This is a genomic window from Leisingera sp. F5 (genome assembly GCF_001593695.1).
In genome coordinates this window covers 1-3164 of sequence record NZ_LUKH01000272.1, presented here as the reverse complement: position 1 = coordinate 3164, position 3164 = coordinate 1, and the positions used below count along the sequence as shown (strand labels likewise).

Below are 3164 nucleotides of genomic sequence, written 5' to 3'. Positions count from 1 at the left end.
TGAGGATATCCGCCCCCAGCTGCGGCAGGTCGCTAAGCGCCGCGGGATGGATCATCGCCTCCAGCTTGTCCATCGGCAGATCCTTGGCGACCCGCTCCCAGGCCCGCAGCCGGTTGTCATAAGGCTGCATGACTGAATCGATACCCAATAGGTTCACACCGCGCAGCAGGAAGGGAATGACCGTGGCAGGCAGCCCAGCGCCGCCCGCGAGGCCGACAGCCGACACTGAGGCACCGTATTTCATCTGCCCCAGCACCCGTGCCAGCATGGCGCCGCCCACGGCATCCACGCAGCCCGCCCAGCTTTCGCTTTCCAGCGGGCGCTTGGTGGTCTCATTGATCTCGTCGCGGGGCACGATTTGTGTGGCACCCAGAGATTTCAAATAATCAGCAGTTTCCGGACGCCCCGTGACGCCGGCCACCTCATAGCCGAGGTTCGCCAATATCGCGGTGGCCACCGAGCCGACACCGCCCGCGGCACCGGTGACCAGAACGGGACCATGCCCGGGCTCCAGTCCATGATCCTCCAGCGCCATCACCGCCAGCATCGCGGTAAAGCCCGCAGTGCCCACCGCCATCGCCTGACGTGTATCCAGTCCTTCAGGCAACGGCACCAGCCAATCGGCGCGCACATTGGTCTTTTGCGAATATCCGCCCCAATGCGCCTCGCCCACGCGCCAGCCGGTCAGCGCCACCTTGTCGCCGGGCTTGTAGCGGTCATCAGAGGACGCCTCGACAGTGCCGGCAAAATCGATCCCCGGCACATGCGGGTACTTGCGCACCAGGCCGCCACCCGGACCGATGCACAGGCCGTCCTTGTAGTTCACAGTGGAATACTCCACCGCCACGGTCACTTCTCCTTCGGGCAGATCCTCAAGGCTCAGCTGCTGTACCGCGGCAGATGTCTTGCCGCTTTCTTCGTCCTTGTTCACAACCAGTGCATTGAACATTTCACATTCCCTTTCCTAAAACCTAGCCAGATCCCATGCACATCTGGCCAAAAATATCCCGGGGAAGCCGCGGCTTGCCGGGGCGGGGGCGGATATCCTCAAGGGGCAAGTTAAGGGGCGTGTTGTGGTTGATGTGAACGGCTGACATTCCACAGCGTCAGGCCCGGACTGAAAACGCGCGGCCATCGCCGCGCGTTTGTCGTTTCAAGGAGCCGCTCCACGGCGGCCGCGATGAGCATCTCTGCGGTTCCGCTGCAGCAGGGGGGCTGGCTCTTTGCACCGGGGACGCCCAGCATTGTTACAGAAGGAGGGAGGGAGTGATTTGCAAATTCACAGTGCCCTCGGGGCAAGCCTGTGCCGGTTGCCTGAGCCAGGCAACGCAGGCGGCAGCAGCGCCTGTTTCAGATCCAGTGGCACGGGAAGGCTGGCCAGCCGGACTCTTTGAGAACGCGCAAACGCAGTTTACAGCGAAGGAGGCCGTGAGGGCTGGCGAAACCACGAACCAAGGTATCCCTGCACCGGAGGGCGAGGCGGATATCATCGACACCGAGTATGAGATCGGCCAGGAAAACTTCGAAACTCAAATCGGCCCGTTCGGGGTCGATATTCACAACCCGATGTTCCTGATCTCCGGCCTGGTGATCGTTGCATTTGTCTTTTATGCGCTGGCACTTCCGGAACAGGCTGCGTCGGTCTACAACTGGCTGCGCCCAGCAGTAACCGCCGGTTTTGACTGGTTCTTCTTCGGGGCAGCAGATTTTATGGTCCTGTTCTGTCTGTTTCTGATTGTTTCCCCCTGGGGCAGCGTGCGTCTGGGCTCCGCTGGGGGCTGCACCCCTGGGCGATCTACGCCATCGTCGCACTGGCATTGGCGCTGTTCACCTATAACAAGGGGCTGCCGCTTTCCATCCGCTCAGCCTTCTATCCGATCTTCGGTGAACGGATCTGGGGTTGAACCGGCCATGTGATCGACATCCTGGCGGTTTTTGCAACCCTGTTCGGCCTTGCCACTTCGCTGGGGTTCGGCGCAACCCAGGCCAACGTCGGCCTGAACGAGCTGTTTGGCGTACCGGTTGGTGCCGCAACCGAGGTGATCCTGATTTCCGCAACTACCGCAGTGGCGCTGATCCCGGTGCTGCGCGGCCTGGATGGCGGCGTCAAGGTGTTGTCAGAGATAAACATGGGACTGGCCTTTGTGCTGCTTATCTTTGTACTGCTGCTCGGCCCGACGGTAGCTATCCTGACAGGCTTCCACTTCAGCCTCGCGGCCTATGTGGAATACCTGCCTGCGCTGTCCAATCCTTTCGGGCGCGAAGATGTGAACTACAGCCAGGGCTGGACCGCCTTTTACTGGGCTTGGTGGATCAGTTGGTCGCCTTTTGTCGGCATGTTCATTGCCCAGGTCAGCCGCGGCCGCAGTGCGCGCGAGTTCATCATCTGCGTGTTGCTGATCCCAAGCATGGTCTGCGTGCTAAGGATGAGCGTTTTTGGCGGCACCGCAATCCATCAGGTGGTTACAGAGGGTTTCACCGGCGCGCAGGACTCAGCACTGGAGCTGAAACTGTTCAAGATGCTGGGAGAGCTGCCATTGGCAGGCATCACCTCCTTTGTCGGGATTGTTCTGGTGGTAGTGTTCGTTGTCACCTCGTCGGATTCCGGTTCGCTGGTGATTGATACTATCACCGCAGGCGGCAAAGTGGATGCACCAGTGCCGCAGCGGGTGTTCTGGTGCATCTTCGAGGGCGCTATGGCTATCGTGCTGCTGCTGGGCGGCGGTCTGGAGGCGTTGCAGGCCATGGTGATATCCACCGGTCTGCCCTTTACTGCGGTGGTGTTGACGATGTGCTGGGCAATTTTCCGCGGGCTGCAGGCCGAAGCGCGCTAGGGTGCGTCCGGGACAAACAAAAGACCCCGGAGCTTTCCCGGGGCCTTCTTTGCGTGTCAGTCATTGTATTTGAAGAAACCCACCGAGTTCCCATCCGGGTCGGTGGCATAGAAGAACCGCCCGGGCGGGATCTCGATAGTGGGGGAGACCACTTTGCCGCCGGCATCCGTGACCCTCTCCATGACATCTTCCAACTCGCCCTCAGCGGTCAGATGCAATGTCGGTCCGCGTCCGTCGCCTGCCGGCTTTCCGGGATACAGATGCAGGGCAACGCCGGTTGCCTGATCCGCAGGCTTGAACATTGCCATCGGGTTGGGACCGCTGGTATCG

General features: G+C 60.9%; 2 protein-coding genes and 1 pseudogene. 1 reads left to right on the top strand and 2 read right to left on the bottom strand.

The window, feature by feature from the left end; all coding sequences use genetic code 11:
• Window positions 1-949 (bottom strand): acryloyl-CoA reductase (gene acuI, locus A2I95_RS28715; RefSeq protein WP_291735387.1); only part of this gene is annotated, 949 nt, incomplete at its 3' end.
• A gap of 479 nt (window positions 950-1428) precedes the next feature.
• Here acuI and A2I95_RS28710 point away from each other — a divergent pair.
• A pseudogene (locus A2I95_RS28710) lies at window positions 1429-2834 on the top strand (BCCT family transporter).
• Window positions 2835-2890: 56 nt separating this feature from the next.
• Here the strand turns inward: A2I95_RS28710 and A2I95_RS28705 are convergent.
• Window positions 2891-3164 (bottom strand): VOC family protein (locus A2I95_RS28705; RefSeq protein WP_291735384.1); only part of this gene is annotated, 274 nt, incomplete at its 5' end.